The organism is Odoribacter sp. (genome assembly GCF_985060555.1).
The window spans coordinates 1-23,105 of the sequence record NZ_CFKYFN010000045.1 but is presented as its reverse complement, the minus strand read 5'-3'; the positions used below and the strand labels follow the sequence as shown (position 1 = coordinate 23,105).

Annotated in this window: 16 protein-coding genes; 1 reads left to right on the top strand and 15 read right to left on the bottom strand. The window is 44.7% G+C overall.

The features are described 5' to 3' along the window. Nucleotides 1–525: 525 nt before the first annotated feature. The gene (locus AC5RDS_RS06160; protein WP_013612164.1) at nt 526–1,029 is read right to left on the bottom strand and encodes a DUF4494 domain-containing protein; all 504 of its coding nucleotides are present in this window, start codon (nt 1,027–1,029) and stop codon (nt 526–528) included. A 226-nt stretch (nt 1,030–1,255) separates the two neighbouring features. Here AC5RDS_RS06160 and AC5RDS_RS06155 point away from each other — a divergent pair, with 226 nt between their 5' ends. Next, on the top strand, nt 1,256–1,573 hold the full coding sequence (locus AC5RDS_RS06155) for a DUF3467 domain-containing protein (RefSeq protein ID WP_022161424.1): 318 nt from the start codon (nt 1,256–1,258) through the stop codon (nt 1,571–1,573). 55 nt (nt 1,574–1,628) lie between these two features. Here AC5RDS_RS06155 and AC5RDS_RS06150 read toward each other — a convergent pair whose 3' ends face one another. The 14 genes from AC5RDS_RS06150 to AC5RDS_RS06085 form a co-directional block, all read right to left on the bottom strand. After that, complete coding sequence (locus AC5RDS_RS06150) at nt 1,629–3,011, bottom strand: alpha-L-fucosidase (protein WP_022161425.1); 1,383 nt, start codon at nt 3,009–3,011, stop codon at nt 1,629–1,631. A gap of 19 nt (nt 3,012–3,030) precedes the next feature. Next, on the bottom strand, nt 3,031–5,451 hold the full coding sequence (locus AC5RDS_RS06145) for a beta-glucosidase (RefSeq protein WP_241149357.1): 2,421 nt from the start codon (nt 5,449–5,451) through the stop codon (nt 3,031–3,033). After that, complete coding sequence (locus tag AC5RDS_RS06140; RefSeq protein WP_162609991.1) at nt 5,448–6,602, bottom strand: TlpA family protein disulfide reductase; 1,155 nt, start codon at nt 6,600–6,602, stop codon at nt 5,448–5,450. Before AC5RDS_RS06140 ends, AC5RDS_RS06145 begins: the two co-directional genes overlap by 4 nt. A gap of 19 nt (nt 6,603–6,621) precedes the next feature. Beyond that, nucleotides 6,622–7,467 (bottom strand): TlpA family protein disulfide reductase, encoded by an 846-nt coding sequence (locus tag AC5RDS_RS06135; RefSeq protein WP_087381494.1) that lies wholly within the window; start codon nt 7,465–7,467, stop codon nt 6,622–6,624. Between the two features lie 19 nt (nt 7,468–7,486). Further along, nucleotides 7,487–9,607, bottom strand: coding sequence for a thioredoxin family protein (locus AC5RDS_RS06130; protein ID WP_087381493.1), 2,121 nt, complete (start codon nt 9,605–9,607; stop codon nt 7,487–7,489). A gap of 23 nt (nt 9,608–9,630) precedes the next feature. After that, nucleotides 9,631–10,725 carry a thioredoxin family protein gene (locus AC5RDS_RS06125; protein WP_022160499.1) on the bottom strand — a complete coding sequence of 365 codons (1,095 nt, stop codon included), beginning with the start codon at nt 10,723–10,725 and terminating at the stop codon, nt 9,631–9,633. A 60-nt stretch (nt 10,726–10,785) separates the two neighbouring features. Further along, complete coding sequence (locus AC5RDS_RS06120) at nt 10,786–12,420, bottom strand: BACON domain-containing protein (protein ID WP_022160500.1); 1,635 nt, start codon at nt 12,418–12,420, stop codon at nt 10,786–10,788. Between the two features lie 35 nt (nt 12,421–12,455). After that, nucleotides 12,456–13,520 (bottom strand): hypothetical protein, encoded by a 1,065-nt coding sequence (locus AC5RDS_RS06115; RefSeq protein WP_022160501.1) that lies wholly within the window; start codon nt 13,518–13,520, stop codon nt 12,456–12,458. A gap of 21 nt (nt 13,521–13,541) precedes the next feature. Then, entirely contained in the window at nt 13,542–14,495 is a 954-nt protein-coding gene (locus tag AC5RDS_RS06110) for a hypothetical protein (RefSeq protein WP_087381490.1), read from the bottom strand. An 8-nt stretch (nt 14,496–14,503) separates the two neighbouring features. Then, nucleotides 14,504–16,060 (bottom strand): PKD-like family lipoprotein, encoded by a 1,557-nt coding sequence (locus tag AC5RDS_RS06105; protein WP_022160503.1) that lies wholly within the window; start codon nt 16,058–16,060, stop codon nt 14,504–14,506. Between the two features lie 16 nt (nt 16,061–16,076). Then, nucleotides 16,077–16,802 (bottom strand): DUF4843 domain-containing protein, encoded by a 726-nt coding sequence (locus AC5RDS_RS06100; protein WP_022160504.1) that lies wholly within the window; start codon nt 16,800–16,802, stop codon nt 16,077–16,079. Nucleotides 16,803–16,819: 17 nt separating this feature from the next. Beyond that, nucleotides 16,820–18,340, bottom strand: coding sequence for a RagB/SusD family nutrient uptake outer membrane protein (locus tag AC5RDS_RS06095; protein ID WP_022160505.1), 1,521 nt, complete (start codon nt 18,338–18,340; stop codon nt 16,820–16,822). Nucleotides 18,341–18,351: 11 nt separating this feature from the next. Continuing rightward, the gene (locus AC5RDS_RS06090; RefSeq protein WP_162609990.1) at nt 18,352–21,690 is read right to left on the bottom strand and encodes a SusC/RagA family TonB-linked outer membrane protein; all 3,339 of its coding nucleotides are present in this window, start codon (nt 21,688–21,690) and stop codon (nt 18,352–18,354) included. A 145-nt stretch (nt 21,691–21,835) separates the two neighbouring features. Then, nucleotides 21,836–22,978, bottom strand: coding sequence for a FecR family protein (locus AC5RDS_RS06085; RefSeq protein WP_022160507.1), 1,143 nt, complete (start codon nt 22,976–22,978; stop codon nt 21,836–21,838). Nucleotides 22,979–23,105: the final 127 nt, after the last annotated feature.

The following is a 23,105-nucleotide window of genomic DNA, read 5'->3' as shown; positions in this document are numbered from 1 at the left end:
GTCTTCGGTGATCGGAATTGGCGACCCGGTCGCTTCTGTCGGTCGTCTAACTTTTTCTATCACTGACCGGCGGAACTCCTCGCAAGCTCGTCAGACACCACCGGTCGGGCGTTCAGAAAAAGCAAGACGACACTCGACAGAGCTCCAATGGTCGCCAATCCCGATCACCTCCGACTTACGTTATCACTGAATTGCAAACCAGTCTTGATTTAAGAAAGATTATTCTCACTGGAAATAATCCGGACGGTCCGGCTTCCTGCTGTTGCAAATTTTTGGTTGTATTTTCTTTGCCGGTTAGCTCTGCCGTGAGATGAAGGGTTTTATGCCGGAAGACCATTGGAGCAGGAACGAGGGTCCGGTTAGGTTTTCCGAACGCCCGACCGGTGGTGTTTGACGAACGCAGTGAGGAGTTCCGCCGGTCAGTGAAGGAAAGCCTTAACGGACCGGTCCAGGCGAACCGGTCTGACGGGATAAAACCCGGAATCGGAATAGAAAGAAAAAATAAACCTACGTTTCTATTATAGCCTAAATTTCCTCTTCCGTTTTTTCCTCGGTCAACGGCTTCAGATTTTCCGGAATCTGTTCTTCTTCATCGGAAAAATAAGGAAATACATCCATAAACTGAGTATCCGTGAGACTGGCAATCTCATAAGGAACCACAAAAGAAGCCAGACTTTTCTCCAGATTCTCCAAAGCTTTGTTAATATTCGAGGCAGCCACCAGATAATACTGACCGGTGGATTTTTCTTTTCCGCTCACTTCATCGGCATCGATGATGTTTACCTTCGCCTTATACCAACGGTCGTCATTTTCATCTTCCGAAGGAACCAGTTCCGTAATATTCGATTTTTTCAGACTACTGATATAATAATCTCCCGAAATCACCGATTCCATCTCATGCATAATCCTGCTCTCTGCTTCCGTATACGACATCGCATCCAACAGGTAAGCTTCATTTACTTTTTTTTCACGCCCATCCTCGTTCACCTTCATGTACTTCACCTTCGCTTCAAACCAATTCGCAGTCATTTTTCTCTGTTTTTTATTATTTACAACAATCACTCACATCACACTCTGTTCGTAATGCTCCGGCAAAGATAACACAAAATCGGCCGGTAATTACCATCTTGCCTTTATTTCACTTTTTCAAATCAGAATCCGAAAAAAATTTTACGTTCATTATATAAAATAGTATATATTTGTTCAGATAGAAATATCACCAATCAAAGCATACTGATTATCAATTCAATAAACAATGGAAGAACAAAAACAGACCCAACTGGAAATCGATCTGAGCCATGAGGTGGCCCAAGGCACTTATGCAAATCTGACGATCATAGCACATTCAACTTCGGAGTTTATTATCGACTTTATCCGTTTGATGCCCGGAGTAACGAAACCGGAAGTAAAAAGCCGGATTATTCTGACTCCCGAAAATGCCAAACGCCTGATGTTGGCTTTACAGGACAATATCTGGAAATATGAACAGGATAACGGTACGATACGCCTTGCTTCGGAAAACCAGCAACCGACAGGATTTCCTATCGATCTGGAACCGAAAGGACAGGCTTGAATAACTGCAGGCATTTTTTCTTTCTGTCCCGGAATCGGGACAGAAAGTCTTTTTATCAATTCAATATCAGCTCTATCACCGGAATTTCAACATCGGGCCTGACATCCGGTAACACCAAAAGAATATCCTTTTCGTCCAGTTCATCCTTGTGGGTCACACTTGCATTGGCCTTACCGAACCGCAATTCCGAACGGTCGTGCAAAAACTGTGCATATTTCACCTTACCGGCATATCCTTTCAACAACAACCTGCCTAACGGATAATCCAGTAAATGCACATACAGGCGGTTTGTCTCCGGATTATAAGTCAGCAGCGTATTGTCCGGAGCATCAAAACCGGCCGGAGCCTCTGTACAGCCATAAATGGAAGGACTGTTCACAGCCATCCATTTGCCCAAACCGGCAAGCCTCTCCTGTGCCCTTTGATCAAAAGTCCCCCGGGCCGTAGGCCCCACATTCAAAAGCAGGTTTCCCCCCTTGCTCACCGATTCGATCAGCAACCCGAGCAATTGCCTGTTGTCTTTCCAGGTAGCCTCGTCCCGGTAATATCCCCATGATCCGGAAAAAGTCTGACAGGTTTCCCAGGGGATTTTCTTTCCGTCTCTTTCCGGCCATTTGGCCACCTTATACTGTTCCGGAGTGCTGAAATCCCAGCCTCCCGGCACATCCAGCAAGTCTGCCCGGTCGTTTACGATAATACCCGGCTGCAATTTACGGACCAGTTTCATCAAATTCTCCGAATCCCAATCCTGCCGTCCCTTGCCATGCTCCCCTTTGGGATAAGAATAATCCAGCCACATCAGATCGATCTTTCCGTAATTGGTCAGTAATTCCGTCACCTGATTTTTCACATACTCCCGGTAGCGGTCCATATCCTTCCCCTTATTCAGTTTCTTGTAGTCTTTCGGATCTTTAGGTGCCTGCGGATGAATCCGGTCAATCTCAAAGTCCGGATGGTGCCAATCCAGCAGACTGTAATAAAATCCCACCTTCAGTCCTTCCGCCCGGAAAGCCTCCACCCACTCCCTGATCAAATCCTTGCGGCACAAGGGAGCGTTCAGAGCCTGATAGTCCGTATAATCAGTTTTGAACAGACAAAAACCTTCGTGGTGCTTGGTGGTGATCACCGCATACTTCATACCCGCAGCCTTCGCCATCCTGGCCCACTCACGCGGATTATACAAATCCGGCTCGAACAAGTCGAAATACTTTTCATAATCTTCCACCGGAATCTTCTCATAGCGCATCACCCACTCATGTCTGGCAGGCAAGGCGTACAATCCCCAATGGATAAACATACCGAAACGGTCATGTGTCCACCAGGCCATCCGTTCCTGCTTTTCCTGTTCCGTCTCATCCCAAATCTTAGGCTGGGCCTTACCTGCCGGAGCCAGTAAAAACATCATACTCAAAAATAAAATACACACTTTCATCATCATACTTTGTCATTTTTACAGTTTATTCTCTCCACAGACACTCCCGGATACCTTGATAATAAGGATCTTTTTTGAACCCGGAACGGCCTTTCAATATCTCTCCCGAACGGGAATAGCGGTCTTTCACCGGTCCGTTGGGATAAAGGACATCGTTTACCCGCTCCACCACTCTTTCATCGGCAAGCGTGAACGTACTCGTCTGCCGGATATTCCTGGACGAACTGCCGATTTTCACGGTATACTCCCCTTTATCCGCAATCCAGGCCGACCGGCCGCTGTCAAAGGAACAGAGAGCACGGGCATCCACTTCAAAACGGACCGTTTCCGTCCGGCCCGGTGCCAGCAAAGCGGTCTTGGCAAATCCTTTCAGCTCCATGGCCGGTTTGTCCATACCGCATACCGGAGCCGACAAATACAACTGTACGATTTCTTTTCCCGCCATCTTTCCTGTGTTTTTCACATCCACGCTGACCGTCAGTTTGTCTTCAAACTCCCCGGAACTGATTTTCAGATTACCATACTCAAACTGAGTATAGGAAAGCCCGTAGCCGAACTCGTATGACACCGGCACCTGCATCGTCTCATAATACCGATAGCCCACATATATCCCCTCATTATAATAGGTATTCAACGGATTGTCTTTGGGAATACCCGGGAAATCAGGGGCAGCCGGAGTGTCCGAATACTTCACCGGATAAGAAACCGGCAGTTTGCCCGAAGGATTGACTTTCCCCTTCAATATGCGTCCGACGGCCCCGGCCCCTTCCTGCCCGGCCTGGAAAGCCAGCAAAATGGCGTCCGGTTTGTCCTTCCACGAAGCCGTCTCTATTACCCCACCGATATTAAGCACCACCACCACTTTCTTATTCAAGCCGTGATACACATCACACACCCGGGCAATCATATCCGTCTCTTCCGGAGTCAAGGTGAAATACCCTTCCTCCTTCCGGTCTCCTCCCTCGCCGGACACCCGGCCGATCGTAATGACAGCGGCATCCGTCATCCGGGCCTGCGCCCTGATCAACTCCTCCGGCAAAGCCTGCTCCGGAAGCGAAGCTACAATATACTTCCGGTCCTCCTCGGCCGTTTCCGCTTCCTTCGATTTGTAAAGGGAATCTATCTGAAGGGTATAATACTCCTCCAGTCCGGCCGACAGTTTATAGCCCATGGCCTGCAAGCCCTCTTTCAGCGACATGCTTCGGAAATAATTCACCTCCCCGCTTCCCCGGCCACCGGCGATAAAATCGTAGGAGGTTTTTCCAAACAGGGCCACCGACTTCACCCGGGATGAAAAAGGCAGGGCCTTCTTTTCGTTTTTCAACAACACCATGCACTCCTCCGCCGCCATTTTGGCCAGTTCGGCATGTCCTTTCAAATCGACCTCCGACGAAAATTCATACCCTTTATACCGGGGTGTCTTCTTTACAAATTCCAGGACCCGCGTCACATTCCGGTCCAGCACCTCCTCGTCCAGCAGGTGGTCTTTCACCCCGTTCAATATCTCGTCATAGAAATACGGTCCCATCGGATAATCGATAAGAAAACCGGGCATGATCAGATCCGTTCCGGCACGCATTTGCGCCACGCCGTCGTCCGCATTACTCCAGTCCGACACCACCAGTCCGCGATAGCCCCACTCATCCCGCAACACTGTCTGCAACAGCTCCTTGTTTTGCGTGGCATAATATCCGTTCACCTTGTTGTAAGCTGCCATCACGCTCCAGGGATCGGCCTCTTTCACGGCAATTTCAAAAGCCCGCAGGTAGATCTCCCGCAAAGCCCGCTGACTGACAACGGCATTCACCAGGCGCCGGTTTGTCTCCTGATTGTTGACGGCAAAATGTTTCAGCGAAGTACCTACCCCTTGCGACTGTACGCCACGGATCATGGCAACCGCCATCTTGCCCGTCAGATAAGGGTCTTCCGAATAATACTCAAAATTGCGTCCGCACAACGGGTCGCGCTGGATATTGATGGCGGGGGTCAGCAACACATCCGACCCGTATTCCAGCACTTCATTTCCCATCGTCGCCCCGACCTGCTCATTCAGTTGCGGATTCCACGAAGCCGCCAAAGCCGTTGCCGTAGGAAATGCCGTACAATGATAGGTGCGTGCGTCGCCTTCCCGTTTGAAAGGTATCCGCAAACCTGCCGGTCCGTCATCCAGAATTGCCGGCGGAATACCCAGGCGGTCACACTGGTAAGTGGCTCCCACTCCCAGAAAATTATGCTCCGACCAATAATTGTTTTTATTGCCGATCACCATAAACACCTTTTCTTCCAATGTCATGGCTTTCACTACCTCCACCACAGGGTTCGTCTTCAGCGACTTTCCGGAATCCGGTATTTCCCCGGCAACCGTTCGGGACTGTGCCAGCACCGTCAAACCCGTAACCAGGAATACGGCCAAAATTTTCACCGTCAGCTTCATGCCCTGGCTCATTTAAAAAATATTTTTTCAAGCATCCGGTCCAACTCAGGGGCTTCTCCTTCCCAACGGCCCAGAATTTCACCCGTCGGTGACACCAGAATTTTGGTAGGGAAAGCTTGTATGTTATATACTTTTACGATATCATTATCAGCCGTATTCAAAATATGGGTAAACGCACCGATCTGATCCTCCTTGATCGCAGCCAGCCATTTTTCCTTCTTTTCTTCCAGCTTCTTCTGATACTCATTGGCAATATGGATAAACTCCAGTCCCTGCGAATGATATTTTTCATACAATTCCCGCATGTGGGGATGGGAGTGGCGGCAGGCATGGCACCACGAACCCCAGAAGTCAATCACCACGTATTTGCCTCTGTAATCCGTCAGTTTCACCTCTTTGCCTTCCGGGGTCAATCCGGAAAAATCGGGAGCGGCAACCCCTACAGACGAATTCTTTTTGGCGGTAATCCGAGCCAGCAGTTCCTGTCCGGGTTCGCTCTCCTGTATTCTCCGGGAAAGCCGGTTAAAATCCGTCATCAGCTCCTCAACCGGGTTTTTCCGCACTTTCTGTGACACTTGTTCCAGGCTGATATAACTGTCGGGATGAGTGGCACAAAATTCCTGCAATTGTCCGTTATATTTCTGCCGCAACGCAGCCACTTCCTCGTCCATCTGCTTCTGCTCTTCCGGCGAAAGATCCCTTTTCCGGTTGTAATCCCGCTTCGCCCGGTCGTTCTCATAAGCCGTGTGTATCCAGACACCGTAAGCCTCATACAATTTTCCCCATTCCCTGGCCACTTTCTGCCCTTTTATCTGGGCCATCGGCCACTTTTGCAGGTCAAAATCCACAGTCACCTGTTCTCCGGGCTCTATATACACAGGCATGCTGGGTGCAGGCCTGTGCGCTCCTTCCTTGTTCAGTGTAATGGAAGGATAGCCTGTCAGAGGAGAAAATTTTATAATGGTAAAATCGGACAAATCCAGCTCGATGTTGTACCGACCGTCCCCGTCCACACTCACTGGATAGGACTCCTCATTCAGATAATAATAAAGACGCAGATTTTCCGCATTCTCAATCCGTCCCTGTACAGTCGTTTTCGTTTGCGCGGGAAGCAGGAAAGCACACCCCAGCAAAACAAGGGTTATCATCGTTTTTTTCATCATTCCACTAACCATAAAATTTTTACTTTACTTTGTTCAAATACTCATCCATTGCTTTTTCCAGGGAACCGGACCGGGCAAACCCTTTGTCGACAATCACCCCGTCTTTCCCGATCAAAATCTTAAACGGGATACCGGTGATTGCATATTGTTTAGCAATAGGGTCCTTCCATCCCAGCAGATTACTGCCGTCTATCCAGGGCAATGCTTCTTCTTTGAAAGCCTTTTTCCAATTTTCTTCCTTATCATCCAGAGATACAGAGAAAAATTCCACTCCTTTCTTCTTGTATTCCGGGTAAATATCCTTCAGATGAGGCATTGTAGCCCGGCAAGCACCACACCAGGATGCCCAAAAATCAATCAGTACCAGCTTATTTTTTGCCAATAAATCCGAAAGACGGATTTCCTTCCCGTCATGTCCTTTCACAGTAAAATCAATGCATTTCTGCCCCGGTAGATTCAATCGGGAATATTTCACAAAATCCATTTTATCTTTCCATTCCTGCTCTTTCTGCACTTCGGGAGAGAATTTTTTCAAATCTGCCTCCAATTCGTCGATCGTCAGGTAATTCTGCACGTAAATCCCCAACACTTTGACAAACCGTTTATCCGAACGGTTGTTATCGACAGCCTTTTGCGCAAAATCCCTCTTTTCCTGCCGGATCGCCTGAAAAAGCTTTCCAATACTGTCTGTATAATGTTTCGGATAATCCTTCTTTCCAAAAATAACCTTGTGGTATTCACTTTCCAGACTTTCCAATTTTCCCATTTCCTGCTGGAATTTATCCAGAGCATCCTGAGCCCGGACATTCGAAAACCCGCTTAACAACAACAAGCCGATCAATATATATTTCATTTTGCTTTTCATAAAAAACAGTTTACTCTCATTAAAATTTCCCTACCTGATCCAAAAATTCCTGATACAACGGTTTGAAATAATCCGATTGCCGTTTTTGCGACTCTTTCAATAAAGTCAGCAGCTGTTGTTTCTGTTTTGCATTGGCATTTTTTACCAAATGCCCCAATGCATTAGCGAAAAACCGATAATGCTCGCTGATATCCAATTTAGGAACAACTTTCAGTACAGTCTGGAAATAACCGTTAAAATTATTGGAACAGGCGCTTTTCCCCAGTTCAATAAAAGCGTACAAGATTTCTTTCTGCGCAGGCTGATAACGGTCTACTAATTTTTTACAGGTGACAAAATCCGGTCTGTTTTCCGATTTGTCATTCCCACAGGCAAATCCGAACAGATAGGGATGCATGGTCGAGCCGATTTTATTGGCCACCGCTTCTTTGCCCACCAATTTAGCGTATTCATCACTGTGTTTCAGGATAAAATTCCACCATTCCGAACCATAGCCGGACACAAAATAATCCTGAACCACTTCCCACATCTCTTCGGTCAGCAATTCCTTCTCACTCAATGTAGCCAGCAATTCCAAAGAAACTTCCCGGGATTTTTTATATTCCCGCTGGTTCCTATAGGACGTGATCAGATCCAGCACAAAAGCCCGGTCGCGTTTACCCGCCTTATATTGCTTTTCTTTTCCATAGACGGAAGTATTGGGATCAAGCCCCTCTTTTACTTTCTGCAAAAAGACCGGTTGTTTGGAAGCACCCACCATTTTACTGACCACTTCTCCTTCCCCGTTCAGAAATAACAAAGTCGGAAATCCCGCCACTCCAAACCGTTCCCGCAACCGAGGCCCTTCGCCTTTCTCGCAATCCACTTTCAGCGAAATGAAATGTTCGTTGAAATAATCACCCACTTCGCTATCGGTAAACACATCCCTGGCCAGTATCTTACAAGGGCCACACCAGGAGGTATAGCAATCCACGAATAATAATTTATTACTCTTCTTCGCTTTCTCCAAAGCTTCTTCAAAGCTCAGTTCATCGAAATAAATCCCTGTGTGAGCCCGGCGTCTGTAATTATCCGCCAGCATGGCGAAATATTTTTTTGTATAATCATCTGTCTGCTGCGCACTAATCTTTTCCCCCAAAGCTGCCATGTGACTCAGTTCCTCTTTTGTAGCCTTGCCGCTCACTTTCTGCAAAGTGATAGACGCCAGCCAAATGTCGTCCAGCTGCTTCACTCCGGCATCCAGCACCTCCATCAATTTTTTCGCATCTCCGACTGTAGCGGCTTCCAGCATATTATACTTCATCATCAGCAGAGGCTGACGGGCAATTTTCAGATTAGAAACTTGTTCTTTCAGTTTGTTTAAATCCGGTTTTTCTCCTCCGCCATTAACCGGTGCATGAAAAGCTTTGACAGAGGAATTCAAAACATTGGAATAGGCCTCATCCAAATATTGGTCCAACTTCTCTTTTCCGACGTTCTTCTCCAACTCCGGCAGATGAGCCAGCACAAAATCCATCTCGGCGCTTCCCACCTGAGCTTCTGCAAAAAAAGGCCAAAAATAGGCTTTTACTTTATCTTTTTCGGTGAGTATGTCAGCCAGTTCTTTTTGTATTTCATTAACTTTAGCTTGGTTGTCAGCTTCTTTCAAAGCCATTTTATAATCCAGCAGTTGCTTTTTGTTCAATTTTCCCTGCTGATAACGGGTATCCAGATAGAGCAGGGAAGTTTTTTCATTCAATCCCCGTTCCACCCTTTTAATCAGCACATCCAGTTCACAACCACCGACAATGGCATGCTGCACCTTGCCGTCGGGACGGATAATAAAAAACGAAGGATACGCTCTCGTGCCCAGCTTTTTCCCCACTTCAACGCCTTCTCCCTTCTGTACGTCGAATTTCACGCACACAAAACGCGGATTGAAAAAGTCTCCGGCTGCTTTCTGCGGGAAAACATCCTTTGCCATGGCTTTACAAGGTGCACACCAAGCCGTATAACAATCGACAAAAACCAGCTTTTTCTCTGCCTTAGCCTTAACCAGGGCCTCATCGAAAGTCAGGTCCCGGAACTCCACTCCACCCTGAGCAAATGCCACACCACCCAGTAGCAGGCACACCATTAAAGGAATTAATCTCTTTATCATATTTTATTAAAAGGTCTAAGAATTTATTCAGATTTCTCTACTTTATCCAGCAATTTCTGAAACTCAGGTTTGAAATAATCCGTCTGCTGCTTTTGTGATTCTTTCAATAAAGCCAGCAATTGTTGTTTCTGCTTTGTATTTGCGCTTTTCAGCAGATTATCCAATGCATTATGAAAAAAACGGAAATGTTCGCCTGCATCCATTTTAGGAACAACCTTCATCACTGTCTTGAAATAACCGTTAAAATCATCGAAACAGGCGCTTTCTCCCAGCTTGATAAAAGCATACAGGGTTTCTTTCTGAGCAGGCTGATAACGTTCTACCAATGTTTTATAGGTTACAAAATCCGCTCTGTTTTCGGATCTGCCATGTCCGCAAGCGAATCCGAACAAATAAGGATGCAAGGTTTCTCCGATTTTTTTGGCCACCGCTTCTTTACCCACCAACCTGGCATATTCATCGCCATGTTCCAGAATAAAGTTCCACCATTCCGAACCGTAAGGAGAAACGTAATAATCACGCACAACGTCCCACATCTCTTTGGTCAGTATTTCCTGTTCGCTCAAAGACGCCAACAATTCTGAAGAAACTTTCGTAGCTTTTTGGAGCTCCCGCTGTCCTTTATAGGACTTTATCAAATCCAGCATAAAAGCCCGGTCACGGTTGCCCGCCTCATACTTTTTTTCTTTGGCGAACAAAGAATTTTCAGGATCGAGTCCCTCTTTCACCTTTACCAGAAAAGCAGGCGCCGGACTTGCCCCGAGAATCTTATTGACCATCTTACCGCTACCATCGATAAACAACAATGTCGGATAGCTCGACACCCCGAAACGTTCCCTCAACTGGGGCCCTTCCCCTTTCTCGCAATCCACTTTCAATGAAATGAAATGTTCGTTGAAATAATCGGCTACCTCATTATTCGTAAACACATCCCTCGCCAACATTTTGCAAGGTCCGCACCAGGAGGTGTAGCAATCAATAAAAAGCAATTTATTCTCCTTCTTCGCTTTAGCAAGAACTTCCTGATAACTACCCTCTTCAAACCGGATAGAACGGTCTTGGGCCTGTACTGTCCAAGACGTCATTAATACACCCACTATCAATAAATATTTCATCATTCTACTGACTTTTACGTAATTATAAGTTTTTTTCATTCATAATTCTCTCACAAATTCAGATTAATTTTTCATCATTTCCTCGTCCGTCCGGATATTGGTTACATTATTCTTATCATAATCCAAGAACGTCTGCAAGCTATACTCCTCTTCCAAACCCGACAATTGATATATCTTCCGTAATATCAACTCTCTCTGTACCGGATTGTAATAAAACATTTTGCCATCCACATTCCCTTTATTGTCTCCATTCCCCATTATTCCCTGTGAAGCAGCACGCCATATTCCACTTGCATAGTCTTGAGCCCCCTCTACGATACTGACATTACGATAGTTCATTTTATACAACTCCACCCAAGCCTGATTCATAAATTGTTCAGTATCATTTATAAACTCTACATCCAGCCAAAGTTGATTGTTTTTCTGCAGATCACGTCGTCCACTTTTTTGTTCCTCAGGAAAGACTTTGTCTCCTCCAAGGGTGTTTTCAAAAAAATTACCAAAGTTATGTCCCTGTAACTCACGTCCAAACAGAGTTGTCAAATCTCCGGCAAAAATAGGTGCGAACGTAACTCCCCGCCCTTGTGTGCTACCAGGATAATTATTTGTATAATTCCGCATGTATGCCCAATCATCCGAACAAACAGCCGAAACCACAAACAAATCTTGCAGCGTTTCTTTTTCACTTGAAACCGGCGTATTCTGAAACGCGTATTTATATAAATTATCCAGATGAACAGATGTCATTCCTATAGCCATGGATTCATTAACATTATATGTCCCAATTGGCGTGTCATACGTTTTCTCTCTGTTTCCAAATAAATCTTCATCATAGTCATTGGGATATGGAACAGCATACACATTAAAGTAATCCACATAAGAGCTAAACGGCTCCAAAACAAATGCATATTTCATAAACGACTCACATGCCTGATCAAAACGGCCACCCTTTTTCAAATCATTTTTCAAGAAGAAAGTGCCTACCATCACAATATTAATACCCGCTCCCTTCGTAGCTTTGTGTAAAGTCACGGAACGCCCGTATTTATGTCCTTGTGCATCACTTACTTTCACCACATATCGCACCAAGGGTTTATCATCCGGAGCAATAATCAATTCCGTTCCTTCTTCGGTAGCCTCCGCCCCCTCTTTAAACAATAAGGTCACATACCCTTCATCTTCCCCTTTCCCATTAGCGAGCTTACACCAAGTTGTATCACTTAGACGGGCCGTCCATTTTCCTGAAGAATATACACGTAATTTCTGTTGGGTATATCCCGCCGCAGAATTGAATGTCACACTCCGAGGATAAACATTCATGTCCAGTTTATCCGCTGTAAGCCGTACCCCTTTCGCCACTTCCAATCCCTCATCGGTCCCGTCCAAATAAGTCACTTTCAGATAGCCGTTGATTGCTTCCGGTTTGGTACGATTCAAAGTAATGGTCACCTCTCCATTCCCGAATCCTTCCCTTGGAGATATCAAAAATTCATTTGTATCCCTGATAACGGCTCTCACTCTCCAATGGCCATTCGCCTCTATAGCCAACGTCTGCACTTCAGACTCATTAAAAGACAAAGCTCTTTCCCCCACCTCCAGATGAGGAATCCGCAATTCATCGTCATCATCTTTACAGCCCCAGGCAACAAAGAATAACAACAACGATAAAATACCTGTTTTATAATTTATTTTGTTCATAACGCTCTCTTTTTACAATTATTATTATTGCCTCCTCAATTCGTCTCATTAGCTGGCACCTCTTTAGTTTTGACAACTCCCCACAGTGTTTTTGGATTAATCATTCCGTATCCATAGCTTGCAAAAGCTCCTATATAATCCACATTGCTAAGAATGATTTCAGAAAGTTCAGAAGCCGTATAATGAGGCAAACGGCGTTTGACTTCCGCTGCAATTTTAGCGACATAAGCTGCACTCAACTCAGTGCTTTTCACCTGGGCATCATTTACATTAAAGGAAAAAGGGGCACACATACTATTATACTGAAATACTTCTCCGGGAGTAGTTCCATATACATTTCCATATCCGTCACTTCCCCCTACAATCACCCACTCATAAGTCCAAGCATGACCGCCCTCTTTGACAGCGTATGCAGCTGCCACATTCCCGGGATGATAATACACTTTCTGTTCGTCAGTCAGAAATTCTCCGACTTCTCCCCATTCCGGGAAATTCGGCAATACATCCCTTTCCCAATTCACTCCCCCCACTTGTTTGCAAAAGTCCCAGGCTTTATTGCTGAATGATGAGCCTTCATAATCTCCGGCAGGCACAATCACCATCGGATATTTATCGCACTTCTCTTTCAACTGCTTCTCGCACAATTCTGCCGTAGCCATATCCTCCACCGGAGTCGTGAACAATATGATGTCATATTTTACATCGTCACTCCCCAAATCCATAATGCTTTTCATCGTATGGATACAAATATTTTCATGATTGGGAAAGAAACACTGCCGCACATTCTCTTTTTTCTCCACCTCCTTACCAAACAACTCAAAGCCCCATAACCACGCCTCATTGTTCAGCACGTGAAGGACATTTTCCAACTGTTCCCCTTCTCCCACAACCAACACATGTACATCCACATTCAAAGGTTCCGGCATATCGTCCTCGTATGGTTTGTAAGCCATGCCCGGTTCCCAATCTGCCGGGACAACCGGTACGGATATATCCAAATCTCTGTCCGGTAATTCGGGATAATCCTTTGTATCTTCGTCATCAGAACAGGCAACCGTCATGCACATCAGGACGGAAAGTATCGTTATTATCTTTTTCATGGTTCTATCTTTTCGTTAACATTATCTAATCCACACTTTATACAAAGCCCGCTCCTCAGGAGTGGTAATCAATTCATAAAAATTACCGTTCCCTGCCTCATATTCAAATGTAGCAGTATCTCCGTCACTGTTTTCCATCCGCACCGCACACCATTCATCATCAAGTTCGTAAGTATAGGTCTTCCCCGGTTCTGCCACAACAACCTTCTTGCCGCTACGTCTCATCCTATAGGTATCGCTATCAATGCCTACTACTACTCCCGAATAAAGTTCAATCGAGATGTCACCTATTTTCCTCCAGCTCGTTTCGCTATATGTATCCGGCCAATATTGGCTCCCCCCGCTTAATTCTCCTCCGGTGTAAACAAATTCATATTTGCTCACGACACGTTCCTCAACACTGGCATTATCTGCCCCTACTCCGTATTTGCTATCTATGCAACGGACAACCGTCGGCTGGCCGTTCAACTCTTCTGACATTTGCTTTGTTTGGGATACTTTCACATAAGTAGCGTTGTAATCCTTTCCGGAACCGAGATAACGACGGGGACGGTTCAAAACCTTGGTAACTTGCCTATCCTCCAATTTCACAGAACAGAGCAATTGTTCTGAGTGATAAGATTTCACGGAATCCTGCCAATCGTTCGGATATTTTTGCTGATACTCCGGAATCCGTGCCGGATCCAATTGGGATACGTAATCAATAATCGAAAGAAAATGGTAATTCAAATCATAATCCACGGTTATCACCCCTGTCGTATCACCGGTTTCAGCATTCAAACGCCAGGCCTTCAAAAAATTCCCTTCCTTATCGTAAGTAAAATTCAAACGGTATTTTCCCCAAACACTGTTCTCTCCCGTAATCTGCTTTACCCGTTTCTTTGCACCTTTTTCAAAACTAATCGTTTCATTGTCATCGTCTTGACAAGCTATAAAAGTTGTGCAAAATATCAGCAATAATAATATGGTTCTCATAGTCTCAATTACCTTACTTGTTTATAAATCCCCAATATTTTCCCAAAACCATCCAATACAATATGACGTTTCTCGCTTTGTTCCAACACTCCCGTATGAACGTTTTTGATGGGTACTGCCGTCACTTTTCCCTCTCCATTGGCCGTTTGCACGGTAATCAGCAATAATCTATAATCTGAACTGACAAAATCATCAGTCTCGTCAGAATAAAAATATCCTCCCTGCCAATTATAAACCTGAAGGCCCGTTATGGTTTCTCCTGCCCTCTCATTCACTTTCCATTGCAGCGTAGCCCTACCCATATCACTTATAGAACCGGCATATACCTCCGTCTCGGTAGCATAATACAATGCAGTTCCCCGTTTACTTGATGCCCAAAAGCGCGCCTGTTCGATATGAGGGGCGTCATTGCTCACGGGAACTTTTTTCTGAGCGATATTTGATGCATTTTGTATTTGAAACTGATTAATTTCATTCATTACCAACGCCTCTTTGGTTCCCGTTTTTAAATTATCAGCCAAAAGAAGTATTCCTTCCGAGCTTTCTCCCAAAAACAAGGCTTCGTAATCACTCAAATCCCCCGCATTAAATCCCCCTCCATATTGAAATTCAGCAGGTTTATAAGCAGCCTCTTGTGTAAAAAACAGCATCCTCTTTCCCAAAGCATCGTATGCGTATGACGGAGCCATAGTCCAAAGTGTTGTCGGCATCATCATCATGGTTATATTATACTCGTCGACTCCCGTAGGATATAACTCCGTACCATAAGAACCACCGACAGTACGGCCATACACCAATCCGTTCACGGCCAGATTTTCCATTCCTGCATTTGATCGGAATGTAGCCATTGCGGAATGAATTCCTTCTTCCAAAAAACGAGGGGGAACATAAAACAGACTCGATCCCATTGCAAGGTATTTATAATCGGTATAATCGGCCCGATATGCGTTTTTGCTTGTTACAATAGTAGCGCACTTATTTTCATTATATAGAGAACTGAGATTCACTGACAACACATTTCCTTCCAAAGGTGTATGATTCACCATTTCCCATATACCCCGGAAAATCTTACGCTCTTCATTGTACATATGAAAATTTGCAGAAAGTTCCCGACACATCACCAAGTTGATATCGCTGGTCACTCCATCGTCTTTGGTATCGGCAATCAGTAATCCATCCGCAAATGTAGGATTCACAAAAACTGAATAAGTTTCGATTCTGTATATACCGGTCGTCTTGTCCGTAACCGTCAGACGCAACTGATAGTTATCTGGTGGAGTCGTTATCTGAGCACAAAAATACATTGTTGTATCCAACAACTGGGGCACAATTGTACCATGCTTCATCAACACCCATTCAAAACTCAACTGGGTATCCGGAACCCCTTCGCAATAAATTAACGGCTCAACCCGCAAGGTATCCATTTGATTGACATACAAATCCGTATTATCCAAGTCTATCACAATCGGATTCAATTCCCGAATATCGGTATTACTGTCGTCATCAAAACAACTGACCGACAGCACCGATAATACGCACATCAATATATAGCCTATTCTTTTCATATTCACTCCATTTAGTTTAATTAATCGGCATTTCCACCGGTTTGCCCTTACTCGGTCCATCATCATGTACAAGCGGTCCCTCCGGCGATTCATTGTATTTCTTCAATTCACGCCGTATAACCGTCCTCCAAACTGCAAGCTCTGAATATCCCATCGTCCAGTAATCCTTATCCGGATTAACTCCTCCCCAATAACGCAAAGGATTACCATTCGTAACATTCAACACAAAACGCCACCATGCCGAAGAAAAGGTACCTAAGTTTAAATATCCCCAATTAGCTGGCTGTATCAATTTATCGGTAAAGGTTATCTCCATATCAAAACGGTTCAAACGTATCTCCGGGAAATCCGGTGTTTTCTGTATCGCCAAATGCAAAGTATATACGGAATCCAGTAACCGCTCGTCTTTATACAATTCAAGTTCCACATAACCCGTCTCTTCACCTGCCTCCACATAGCCCTGCCCGATTTTATACTGATCCTCTTCGGCAGTCGTCCAAGGATTGAAATCGGGAAGCGTCACCTTAAACTCCCGCCGATAATCCACCGGACTGCCGGTAATATCCACCGGCAAACGCAAGCGTGCCGTATCGACACCCGGATTTTCAGTAAACGAGTATGCCATCGAACGGGTCGAGAAATAAACTCCGGCCCGTTGCTGATACATCATTATTTCCTCTTTCTGGCAACTGCCTAACATCAACGTCAAGCCCAATAGAAAAATATATTTAATCTCTTTCATAATCTCACACTATTAGATTAGTCCCTCTCTATCAAATCTGTTCGTCCTCCGAAATCAACCTCTTTTTCCGGCAAAGGCAATACGTATAATTCATCATTACCTTCCACTGAGGTATACGGTATCGACTCACTACCGATGCGTTTGTAGAAGAAAAACAGCTGACCGTCTCCCACAAACTCTTTGCGCCACTCCTTAATCAACTCTTCCCACACCTCGTCAGATGACAATGATTCAGCTAAAGGTGATGCAGAAAGTCCCCTGTTTTTCCTCACTTCATTCAACACCTCCACCGCTTTTCTCACATTTCCGGCTCCTCCCTCCCGAAGCAAGCACTCCGCTTCCGCATAATAGATTTCCGGAGTCCTCAGCAAGGGAATATTGTTGCTATACACCATTCCTTCCTCCTCATAGAATTTTTCAAAGGCATAAGTCTCTTCTGATTTTTCCCACCAATAAATACAACGCCAATCCGCAACGGAAAGCCCTTTATCTCTTTCATAAATCTCATTGGCCCTCGTGTTCAGCAAAGATAACAACTGGGGATTTTTATTTATTTCATTTCCTATATAACGTCTGAAAAGTGGTTCAATTACCGATTCATAACGTTTGAAGCCCTCCAGACCGAACAGCATCTCTTTGGAAAAAGCCAAATCCTGCTCTTTTTTCGCTTTCAACAAATCGGATTCGGCAATCCAGGTCAGTTGATAATTATCCTTCAAAGTCTGCACATCCTTATTGGCGGCCGCATAATTTCCTTCCCACATATTCAACCGCATACGCGTAGCTAACGCTGCCCGCAAATTCATCCGGTACACGATAAGCTTGCTATCGAAAAATGTATCTTCAGCAGGTATCTCTGTATAGTCTTCCGGACGTTTTCCCTGTTTGCTCTCCGGAGAGTAATTCAGGAACAACTCTATCGCGGTATCCAAATCTTCATGAAGATATTGCAATATATTTTCTAAGGTCTCTTGGGGAACAATGTATTTGTCATACACTTTAGCGTATGGAATGGCCACTCCGGCGAGCTTTTCCGCGCGGTCTGAACGGTCTGCCAAATTACCCCAAGTAAACAGACGAACCAAATCCAAATAAAGATAGGCCCGCAAGGAATATGCCTCGGCCTTCACCAAAGAACGCACCGTCGGAGTCATCACGTCTCCGTGCTCCTCCACCGCCTCTATGATAGAATTGACATTGGCAAGCACATTGTACATCTTCGACCAAATATTATCTATAAAACCGGTTACCTGGCTGCTATTGTATTGATACATAAAAACACTATTATACGAACTGGTATTCGTATAATAATACTGTTGAGCCAGCGCGTCCAAGAACAGACAGGTCATTTCCCCACCGTAAAGACTACGCTCTGACAACGTACAATAACATCCCAATAAAGCATCCTTGAATCCCTGCTCCGTTTCAAAAAATACATCCCATTTGATTTCTGCCTTCGGTTTCACATCCAACCAGTTCTCACAGGAGACAAAAGCCAGGGACCATATCAGGCACAAAGCCATTATTACTTTTTTCATAACCGTTCAAATTAAAAAGTTACAGACAATGAGAAATTAAAACTGCGCGCAAACGGATAGGATGTTCCCCGTTCTATCTCGATAGAAGAAATCGTGAACAAATTGTTAGCATATGCAGAGACCCTCAAACGCTCCATACCACACCGTTTCAAAAATTCATACCGGTAAAAATCATAGTACAAACTCAAATTGGTCAATGCAAATTCATTCCTGTCCTGTACAAATCTCGACGTCGGCTTGGTCTCCGGAGTGACCCAATTACCGGTCGACGGATCCCGGTACCTCGGTGCGCGGTACGGTTTCACACCTCCCTCTCCCGGACGCCATACGCCGTCAAACAAACGGGCATCCACATTATCACTCAAATTGGCATTTTCCACTTTCTGTACCAATGTGGTGTTGTACATCTGTGCTCCATACTGAAAGGTAAAGGAAGCGTTTCCGCCAATCCCTTTCCATTCGAAACTGATACCTCCTGTTCCTTGAAACTTAGGCATTTCATCCCCCAACACGACCTGATCGGCGGCACTCCAATTGTAGGTCGGCAAACCTCTGCTAGAAAGGTAAATTTCACGTCCGTTATGCGGATCGATTCCCAAAGAACGAACCGCCCAAATGGCATTCATAGATACACCGTCATAATACAACTGAGCCGGGGCTGTACCGGATACAGAAGCGTTTTGACTTTCGTTATAAACGTTCATGGCATCCGAAAGTTTGGCCAACTTGTTCTTGTTCCGGGAAATATTCAAGTTCACCGTTAAAAAAGAACGTTCCTTGACGTTTTGTAGTATCGTATAGGAAGTTCGAATATCAAACCCCCGGTTAATCACCTCTCCGGCATTCTCTCGAAGCGTAGTGAAACCGTTGGATGGTGGCAATGTCAGATCGATCAAAGTGTTATCTGTAATGGATCTGTATGCGTCAAAGGTCAATGAAAAACGTCTTTTTATATTCATATCGAATCCCACATTATAATCCATTTTCCGCTGCCATTTCAAATCATCATTTTTCATTCCTTGCAACTGTGAACTCAATAACCCCGTATAGGTTCTGTCCAACGTGTACACATACGTCGGAATGGATGCATACGCATCCTGACTTTGGCTACCGGTATATCCCAATGAACCACGAATCTTGAAGTTTTCGAATATCTCTGAATTCATGAAAGCCTCCTTGTGCATATTCCAACCGACACCGATACTCCAGAAACTTCCCCAACGGTTGTTTGCGCCAAACTGAGAAGAGGCATTGGCTCTATACGAAGCGTCGAACAGATATTTATTGTCGTACGTATAGTTGAAAATTCCCAAAATACCGATATCCCGGATAGTCGACTCCTTGCCGCTCGGTTTTGTGTCTTTGACATACTGTTTGGCAAACATCAAGTCATTCATCCGGTCATTCGGAAATCCTTCCGCTTTGTGGACAATCTCTTCATAGGTTTCGTCAGACAGATTTAATCCCACGTTGGTAAACAAGTAATGTTTTTCCTTGACAACCGTAGAATAACGCACGTTCAAGTCTCCCGACAATTTTTTCATGTGACCGGTATTGGCCTGATAAGAACCTTTCCGGAACAAATCATCTCCCGTATAATTATAGAATTTCAAATGGTTAGCAGGATAAAACTCATCGGCACTAGTCCGCTTCTCCGTGATACCAAAACGCAAAGTCGCTTTCAACCCTTGTAATACGGACCATTCTACATAAAGATTGTCCGTTACGTCCAAATAACGGTTCTCTATTTTGGTATTCAACGTCGCATTGTAAAGCGGATTCGCCACAAACTCTGTAGTTTCCAATCCATCCACCGACAAAGCAGCATTTTTCACCAAAAAACCATTTTTATCGTATGGTGAGTAATAAGGGTTCATTGCCGCATATTCACTAAAAGTGCCATACGGAGAATCGTTTGCCACATTAGACGTAACATTCAATATGTTCCGGAAATTGAATTTTTTGTGACGATAGGAAACCTGCAAGGAACCATCGTAGGTGTCACGAGTAGAACCTTTCATGACACCAACGATGTGATTGTAGGAAAATGTCGTCATCACACGCAAATCACGACCACCCAATTCGATAGAAAGTGAATGCTTCTGACCTGTCCCCATATGCAAAGGCTTCGCCAACCAATCAGTATTCACCCCCGCATAAACTGCTTTATATTTAGACATGTACAATTCTTTTCCGCTAACATCTTCACCATTCATATCAGTTGGTTCATACAAACCAAACTCTTTTTCCAATTGAAGTTTCTGTGCCGCATTGGTCAGGTTATATGATGTCAGGTCCGGCACTTCAAGCGTAACACTTCCTGTATAAGTCACACGCAAATCTCCGGATTCATTCTGTTTAGTCTCGATGACAATCACACCGTTGGCAGCTCGCGAACCGTAAATAGCCTTTGCCGAAGCATCCTTCAAAATGGTCAGGCTGGCGATACGATCCATATCTAAATCCATGATTTTCTGAACCGTCGCCTCGAAACCGTCCAAAATAAACAGAGGAGCGTTCGGATCATTGGCATACGTACCTTTGATGTCAAGGTCTTCAGTTCCCATATCAATGGATGATGCTCCACGCAAGGTCATCTTCGGATTCTTGTTCGGGTCGGAACCGAATTCCATATTATCAAAAATCATCAATGAAGGGTCCAAACTCTTCAAACTTTGGAAAACGTTTGCATTACCCACCCGCTTCAAATCTTCGTTTTTCATAGTCACGGTACTACCCGTAAAACTTTCCGCCTTACGCTCCACTATACCGGTCACCACGACCTCTTCCAGTTCGCTTTTTTCTTCCGTCAACGTTATCTTGAATTCCCGTTGTTTGCCGACTGGCACCTCTTTCGATTTCATACCGATCATAGAAAACACCAGCACCATGTTTTGGGTCTCCGGTAATTGCAGGGAAAACTTTCCTTCTATATTGGTAGAAGTTCCCAGGGTTGTGCCTTTCACCAACACCGTTACCCCCGGCAAAGCCGCTCCTGTCTGATCAACAACCGTACCTTTGAGCGTAATCTCACTGACTGTTTGAGGAACATCTTTTTGCCTGACAATCAGAATATAATCATCCATAAATTTATAGGACATCCTCTGATCTTTCAACACCTGTTTCAACACCTCTTCGAGTTCTACATCAATAAAATCTGCCCTTACTTTTCCATCGAATTTCAATAGGTCATCATTATATATGACCGTTTTACTGGTTTGCCGGCTGATCTCTTTAAACACCGCCTTTAATCCGGTCTCGCCCAATTGCATCGTAATCCGCTGTTGGGCCAAGGACCTCGCCGAAACAGATGTTGCAATACAGACACACATCAAAAAAATCAATTTCATAATCCGAAGTAATTTTTGCGGCTTGTTTTTTCGCATAACAAACCACCAATTCGCATTTTTTTTCATAAATTTGTAGATTAAATTACTAAAATTATTCTTCCTTTTCGGGAGAATCCCGGTGCGTGTTGGAAGCGCGCACCGACTTTTATTTTCTATTGACTATAACCGTACGATTATTTACAGCAAACTGCACATCTGTAAGCTCCTCTATGATATTCAAAACATAATGCAGATCATTATACTTCTTAAATGCCCCGGAAAATTTCAATTGTTTCAATTGTTCGGATGTGAAAAAGAATTCCACATCATACCAACGGCTCAATTTGCGTGCTAACTCATCCAAAGGCATTTTATCAAAATTCAGGATTCCTTCTTTCCAACTGATATATTGAGTGGCATCGACTTGCCGGACGGTTCCCCGATGGGTTTCCGATTGATAAACATATTGTTCGTCGGGCTGCAATACCAATTGTTGCCGGTCGGTCTGTATACCGACCTTTCCATGTACCAAGGTCACAGCAGATTCCGCATCGCCGGGATAAGCCATGACATTGAATCCGGTACCCAATACCTTGATCTTTACTCCCGCAGTTTCTACTATAAACGGATGTGCCGCATCTTCAGCCACTTCAAAATAGGCTTCGCCGCTAACCCGGACAGTGCGGGTATCGCCTGTAAACAATACAGGATATTTCAGTTCCGATTCGGAATTCAGATTCACGACAGTTCCATCGCTCAAAGCCAACGTGTATTCCCCCCCCCGGGGAACTACCAACACATTGTACTTTACCTCCTCCTCCAGCTCTCCGGCCTTGTTTTCATATTGCAGTTTTCCTCCGGAAGCCACTACATTCACCTGTCCTTCATTCAATAGACAATCGTTCTCTCCCAAATCACATTTCGTCCCATTGCTCAGGAACAATTGTGCTTTTATTTTTCCATGCGCGATCTGTTCTTCGGCAGGTAAGTTTACCGTCTCATTGATCCTGAAGGTTTGCCGGGCTGCCCATCCCAGCAAGAAAGCAAACGGTAAAAGGACCGCCGCATATTTTATTACGCGACGTATACGGATGCGCTTCCGGTTCCTTAAAAACTCACGAAAAGCCCCTTCTGCATCCACAGCATGCAGCTCCGACAAAGTATTTTCAAAATATCCTTGCTGACGAAACCTTTCCCAAAGTAAACGATGTTCCTCACTTTCTTGTAACCATGCCTCGAAACAGCGTTTCCTCTCCTCCGGCAACTCTCCTAATAAAGCTTGTGTCAACAATTCTATAGGTGTATCCATATTCAGTGTATTTATTCACTTACACTATATAGGGATATTCAGTAAATGTCCCTAAAAAGTAAGATGGCATATAAAGTTGATAGAGTATAATCACTTTATATGCCATTATTATTGCCCTTTTTCTGTG

Coding starts and splice junctions, on each gene's coding strand:
- AC5RDS_RS06090 (WP_162609990.1), bottom strand. CDS start 21,690: ATGAAATTGATTTTTTTGATGTGTGTCTGTATTGCAACATCTGTTTCG.
- AC5RDS_RS06125 (WP_022160499.1), bottom strand. CDS start 10,725: ATGATGAAATATTTATTGATAGTGGGTGTATTAATGACGTCTTGGACA.
- AC5RDS_RS06135 (WP_087381494.1), bottom strand. CDS start 7,467: ATGAAAAGCAAAATGAAATATATATTGATCGGCTTGTTGTTGTTAAGC.
- AC5RDS_RS06145 (WP_241149357.1), bottom strand. CDS start 5,451: ATGAGCCAGGGCATGAAGCTGACGGTGAAAATTTTGGCCGTATTCCTG.
- AC5RDS_RS06130 (WP_087381493.1), bottom strand. CDS start 9,607: ATGATAAAGAGATTAATTCCTTTAATGGTGTGCCTGCTACTGGGTGGT.
- AC5RDS_RS06155 (WP_022161424.1), top strand. CDS start 1,256: ATGGAAGAACAAAAACAGACCCAACTGGAAATCGATCTGAGCCATGAG.
- AC5RDS_RS06085 (WP_022160507.1), bottom strand. CDS start 22,978: ATGGATACACCTATAGAATTGTTGACACAAGCTTTATTAGGAGAGTTG.
- AC5RDS_RS06100 (WP_022160504.1), bottom strand. CDS start 16,802: ATGAAAGAGATTAAATATATTTTTCTATTGGGCTTGACGTTGATGTTA.
- AC5RDS_RS06095 (WP_022160505.1), bottom strand. CDS start 18,340: ATGAAAAAAGTAATAATGGCTTTGTGCCTGATATGGTCCCTGGCTTTT.
- AC5RDS_RS06140 (WP_162609991.1), bottom strand. CDS start 6,602: ATGATGAAAAAAACGATGATAACCCTTGTTTTGCTGGGGTGTGCTTTC.
- AC5RDS_RS06150 (WP_022161425.1), bottom strand. CDS start 3,011: ATGATGATGAAAGTGTGTATTTTATTTTTGAGTATGATGTTTTTACTG.
- AC5RDS_RS06115 (WP_022160501.1), bottom strand. CDS start 13,520: ATGAAAAAGATAATAACGATACTTTCCGTCCTGATGTGCATGACGGTT.
- AC5RDS_RS06105 (WP_022160503.1), bottom strand. CDS start 16,060: ATGAAAAGAATAGGCTATATATTGATGTGCGTATTATCGGTGCTGTCG.
- AC5RDS_RS06110 (WP_087381490.1), bottom strand. CDS start 14,495: ATGAGAACCATATTATTATTGCTGATATTTTGCACAACTTTTATAGCT.
- AC5RDS_RS06120 (WP_022160500.1), bottom strand. CDS start 12,420: ATGAACAAAATAAATTATAAAACAGGTATTTTATCGTTGTTGTTATTC.
- AC5RDS_RS06160 (WP_013612164.1), bottom strand. CDS start 1,029: ATGACTGCGAATTGGTTTGAAGCGAAGGTGAAGTACATGAAGGTGAAC.